Source organism: Caldibacillus thermoamylovorans (assembly GCF_000751775.1).
In the GTDB taxonomy this organism is placed as follows: domain Bacteria; phylum Bacillota; class Bacilli; order Bacillales; family Caldibacillaceae; genus Caldifermentibacillus; species Caldifermentibacillus hisashii.
On record NZ_CCRF01000025.1, the window covers coordinates 1 to 5,612 of the forward strand.

5 protein-coding genes and 1 pseudogene are annotated in these 5,612 nt (G+C 39.2%); 5 read left to right on the forward strand and 1 reads right to left on the reverse strand.

Going from position 1 to position 5,612, the window contains the following annotated elements:
* From BT1A1_RS17340 to BT1A1_RS03495, 3 genes are all read left to right on the forward strand, one after another.
* Positions 1–796 (forward strand): DnaD domain-containing protein (locus tag BT1A1_RS17340; protein ID WP_156103163.1); only part of this gene is annotated, 796 nt, incomplete at its 5' end.
* Between the two features lie 81 nt (positions 797–877).
* Positions 878–2,113 (forward strand): replicative DNA helicase, encoded by a 1,236-nt coding sequence (locus BT1A1_RS03490; protein WP_034768163.1) that lies wholly within the window; start codon positions 878–880, stop codon positions 2,111–2,113.
* A 207-nt stretch (positions 2,114–2,320) separates the two neighbouring features.
* Complete coding sequence (locus BT1A1_RS03495; protein ID WP_034768165.1) at positions 2,321–2,734, forward strand: hypothetical protein; 414 nt, start codon at positions 2,321–2,323, stop codon at positions 2,732–2,734.
* A 93-nt stretch (positions 2,735–2,827) separates the two neighbouring features.
* Here the strand turns inward: BT1A1_RS03495 and BT1A1_RS03500 are convergent, their stop codons facing one another.
* On the reverse strand, positions 2,828–3,397 hold the full coding sequence (locus BT1A1_RS03500) for a Uma2 family endonuclease (protein WP_034768167.1): 570 nt from the start codon (positions 3,395–3,397) through the stop codon (positions 2,828–2,830).
* Positions 3,398–3,724: 327 nt separating this feature from the next.
* Between BT1A1_RS03500 and BT1A1_RS03505 the strand changes: the two genes are divergently transcribed.
* Positions 3,725–4,684, forward strand: coding sequence for a LacI family DNA-binding transcriptional regulator (locus tag BT1A1_RS03505; RefSeq protein WP_034768169.1), 960 nt, complete (start codon positions 3,725–3,727; stop codon positions 4,682–4,684).
* A gap of 663 nt (positions 4,685–5,347) precedes the next feature.
* Positions 5,348–5,612, forward strand: a pseudogene (locus tag BT1A1_RS03510) (hypothetical protein); the annotation flags it as partial.

Consider the following 5,612-nt stretch of genomic DNA (forward strand, 5'->3'; position numbering starts at 1 on the left):
TATAGGCAAGGATGAACAAACGAATGCAAATGTAAGCAAATCGACGAACCAATCGGATATCAACTTAAGCAAACGGACAAACCAATCAGATACCAACTTAAGCAAGCCCACGAACCAAAATGGTGCTAACTTAGGCAATCCGACAAATCAAACTGGCACCAATTTAACCAATCACACTGACCAAACGGTGACCAAATTGACCAAACACAACGACCAAAATAATTCCAACTTGACCACATCGGGTGAGCAAGTGGGTCAATACATAGATGCAAACTTGACTAATCACACGTATCAAAATAAATTCAACTTGACCACATCGGGTGAGCAAGCTGGTCAGTACGTGGGTGCAAGCTTGGCACTAGCACGAACAAACATAACCAAAGCAATACCAGAGACTACTTCAGAGACTACCCCAGAGAAAAAAAGCGTAGTAATAGTTACGCATGCGCGCGCAGAAGAACAAAACCCATTTACATTTTTCGAACAAAACGGGTTTGGAACCATCAGTGGGTATCTTTTTGAAAAAATACAAGCGTGGTGTGAGGATTTGTCCCAAGAACTTGTTTTAGAAGCGATGAAAATAGCTGTCGAAAGCGGGAATAAAAATTGGAGTTACGTGGAAGGAATTCTTCGCCGGTGGTTTGATAAAGGCTATCAAACCATCAATGAGGTTCGTGCCGCACAAAAGGAATATCGAGAACGTTTGAACAAAAAGAGTGCAAAACAAAAACCCCGAATGGAACGGGATATTCCAAGAAACTTTATCCTCGACATGGATGCCGGGGAAGACGAATAGATAGACAGGTCCCGCAGCCTACCTTAACAACATCGACTAAAAATGGGACAAGGGACCTGCCCCTTTGGAGGTGAGTGGATTATGATGCATGAGAAAGTGTTTCTAGGTTGTTTGATGCAGGAAAATCCTTTAATTAATGACACGGTTATTCGGCCAGATCATCTTGAAGATTTACGTCACAAACAATTGTATTCAAAAATGGTGGAGCTTCATTCCGCTGGCAAGTATTTTAACTTAATCGCCTTATCCATGCTTCCGGACTTAGAAATCTATGGCGGTATCAGTTACTTAAACGAGCTCAATGCCTTTTGTGATCTTGAAAAATTTGATGAGGTAGAAGAATTAATTTTGGACGCATGGAAGGAACAGCAAACGCAAATGATTTTGACCAAGGCAACCTTTGAAAAATGGGAGAGTGCCAGAGTTATAGACGAGTTGGAAAAAATTGAAAACCTAAAACTGAAAAATGGCACGACCATCTCTGAAGGATTAGCAGCGATTTACGAAGCACCTTGGGAGGAAAAAGAAGATACGACAGGAATAACGACCGGTATACAAGCATTGGATGACATAACAGGGGGTTTTCAAGAAGGAGAAGTCACGATTCTAGCTGCCCGACCTTCCATGGGGAAAACCGACGTGATGCTTCATTTTGCAAAAGAAACAGGTTGGGCCGGGTATTTACCGATTCTTTTTTCATTGGAGATGCCTGAAAAACTGATTATTTCCAGATTGGTAGCCTCTACCGGAAATATTAATCGAGTTAAAATGCGGAATCCTTATAAGTTTTTAAAACCGAAGCAAAAAGAAAAATGGACGACCATTATCGCAAATCTTGATGAAACGAACATGATTATATTTGATGAATCTGGACAAACGATTCCTGAAATGAGGGCACAAATCAGAAAATTGATGTATGAATATCCGGATCGGAAACCGGTTGTCTTTATCGACTATTTAACACTGATTCGGCCGATTAACCCGTACTTTGGCAATACGCATCAGCAAGTATCAGAAATCTCACAAGGTTTAAAGAAAATGGCAAAGGATTTTCATATACCGGTCATTTGTTTAGCCCAACTGAACAGGAGCGTGGAAACGAGAAGCAATAAACGACCGCTTATGTCTGATATCAGGGAGTCAGGAAGCATTGAACAGGATGCTGATGTAATCATTTTCCTGTACAGGGAGAAGTATTATGACAGAGAGATTACCGATAACTCGCTCGAACTTATCATTGCCAAAAACCGCAACGGCCCGGTCGGAACCGTAATCGTAAAATACAACGAACACACCGGCAAAATCGAGTCAAGGTGAGGCTAGGGGACGGTTTTCTCGTCTTATAGTGAGGCCGGACAAGGTCAAGGTGACAAGGTCCCACAGCCCAGTTCGGTCATGGGGGCGAATCCTCGACTAACCTGAGCCCATTCTTCGGGGACATGACCAATCTCCCCCTCGCCCCACCCTCGGACCAACAGCGGGCAGAACTTAATCCAACGAATAAAAGTGATGAGGTGATAATGAATGACACTGAAAGAATTTTATATGGATTGTCTTTATTATGAAGAACATATTCTCGTCTACTACATTCAGCACCTACTCTCGGAAAATAAAATTTCACTGGAAGACGATGTTTCAAAGCTCGATTTCAATCAGGCAGACCAAGATAAAGTGGCGGAATTGATTCGAAAAAACCTGCTCGGTTTCCGAAAAATTTACGTCTTTGAACTGAAGGTGGATGGTGGTGGCGTTGTTTATATTTTTGCGGCAAATGAGCAAGATGCAATCAATTTATTTAAAAGAACATTTCGAAAAGCACCGCTCGAACTTGATTATTGCCCGCTTGATACAGAAATAATTGTAGGAAACAAAGTCATGACCTTTCGAGAGCTAAAAAGAACATATAATCACTTTCCTACCTTCATTTCGTTTGGGTAAAGGTGAAGGTTCAGATTCATCGGCCCAATCATATAAGGGAGCTTATCCATAATGAGAGGTTTGCAAATATTAATATCGTAATATTGAACTTATCTATTCAAACACTTGATTTAGGTCTAATTTAAAATCGGGAAAAAGATGAACAGAAACGGTATCCTCTTTTGTATAGACTCCCTGAAATTTGTATTGGTTATCAATTAAAAGATATACTTCTACAGAATTGTTAACCGGGTCAACAAGCCAGTATTCGTTTACATCCGCTTTTTCGTAAAGTTGATATTTCTCCCAACGGTCTAACTTAACAGATGAAGGTGAGAGGATTTCGATTATCATATCCGGAGCACCTTTACACCCCTTGTCATCCAGTTTTTCCTTATTGCAAACAATGGATAAATCGGGTTGAACAACATTATTGATCTCATCGTCTCGTTTGTTATCCGCCAAAAGTCGGACGTCGAAAGGAGCGAAAAATACTTCACATTCCTTTCCTCTCAGGAAAACTGAAAAAGCTGTAGCTAACTCTCTGAGTACCTGTTGATGCCTGCGTGAAGGAGCAGGAGACATATTGAAAATTTCCCCATCAATTAATTCAATCCGTTCACCTTCATTCCACGTTAAATAATCGGCATATGAATATTTCTTTTTTTCGCTCGGAATGGCCATACAATCATCCCTTTCAACTTTTCCTTAACGATATTTTATCATAGCACAAAACATTATACATCATTATGTTAATATTACTTGGAGACAAAAGTTGAATTTATCGTTACGCCGGACGAACCGTTACGCCGATAGCTCAACTTTTGTCGTAAGAGGTTAGATTCCCCTTTGACAATAGTTTATTTTATGAAATCCATTTCAGAGCAAGAAAAAATATTCAAAGAAAATCAAATCAGGCAAAAATTGACATGAAACCCATTTCATAACGTAAAATGAGACTAATAATAATCTTTTTCTTTATTGAAAAATTTTTACAAGGTGACTGGTGAAATGACAAATATTAAAGATGTGGCAAAAATGGCCGGGGTGTCAGTCACAACTGTATCCCGAGTGTTAAATAATCATCCTTATGTTAGTGAAGCAAAAAGAAAAGCTGTAATCCATGCGATTCGAATGACAAATTATCAAAAAAATATAAATGCCGTTCATTTGATTAAAGGGAAAACAAACTTAATTGGTGTTGTTCTCCCATATTTTGATCATCCTTATTTCTCTTTAGTGCTAAAAGGAATAACAAATCAGGCAATCAAAAAAAATTATAAGATCGTCTTATTTCAAACGGACTATCGGGAGGAAAGGGAAATAGAAGCCCTGCAAATGTTAAAGCAAAAACAGATTGATGCGCTAATTATTTGTTCCAGAGCAACCGATTTGTCAATCATTGAAGATCATTTGCAATTTGGTCCAATTGTTTTATGTGAGGATATAAAAAGCAGGAAATTTTCAACAACCTTTGTCAATCATTATACCGTTTTTCATAAAGCATTAGCATTTTTGCACGAAAAAGGTCATCGAAAAATTGGTTATTGCATCGGTCGAACATCAGGGACAAATAGTCATATGAGAGAACTTGCCTATCGAGAGTTTCATGAAAAATATCATTTGCCATATCGCCCGGAATATATCATTGATCAATGTATATATTTTGGGGATGGAGAAAAAGTTATTGAAAAATTAACCACGATGATGGATCCTCCGACAGCATTGTTGGTAACCAGCGATCAGGTTGCTGCGGGAATTGTCATCAGTTGTCAAAAAAGGAAAATATCGATCCCGGATGATTTAGCAATTATCGGCTTTAATAATGAACCGATTGCCGAAATGATGAACATAACCACCATTGAAATTCCGTTAATGGAAATGGGGAAAAACCTCTTTCTCCAAGCAATAGATGAAGAAATATCCAGTAAGGAAATCATCGTCAAACTAATAGAGAGAGGAACTGTATAACTTGTTGAAGACTAAATACTAATGGAGAGAAAAGGGACTGAGGGACAGTTGGGGTGCATTGGAAAAAATGTAAGAAATTACTTACCGGACAAGAGCAGGGTTAAGAGTAGCTGTCCATTCGATCCACATGAGTAACAAGGGAGATTGCTAAAAAAGATGAAACCCTATCAAGCAGTGAATCGTATATTAAATAAAGAGTTTTTTGAGGGTAATTATGATAAGAAAAGCGCAGAGCGCCCGCTTAGCGACGTACAAACTGGCCGGCTAAAAGCGGCAACGTCCTGTTGCAACGCATGTCTGACCACGTCCTGTGGCCCGACCTCCCCGCAATGAGAACAGATTTACTTCCTTGAATAGGCATCGCACGAAGAAAAAGCGAGTAGCTTTTTCTAAGGAAAAGGAAACACGGCGAGGGACGAGCCGATGTTGACTTATCGTAGTGAAGCTGCTACTTGAGCGAACTTCATGAGTAATCTTCCTTGATGTACTTCATGAAGCTTTGCGACGAGCTGAACATCCGCTTCCTCGAATAGGCTATGGCGCAGGAGCACATTAAAGGGGAGCTAGTTTCTCAGTCGCTGGCGCTCGGAGCTAGACAATAAAACTGATCCCGAGTTATTTACCTGTATTTTTATACTTTCTTATACTATAAAAAAGAATTTCATGTTATTTTTGATTGCCATTTGTGTATTGATTTTTTTCGTTGGCTGTAATTCGAAAATTAATAAGTCTGATTCCGAAAATTGGGCTGACAGTTTAGAAAACGTGCAAAAAATTGAAGTTATATCACCGGAAGAAAATCCTATTTTAACAATTTCAGATAAACAAGAGGTAGAAGACTTTGTTAATGCACTGAAAATTGACAAATGGGAAATGAAGGATGTTCCTTCTGATGCAATCAAAGGGAAACAATTTGACTTGTATCAGA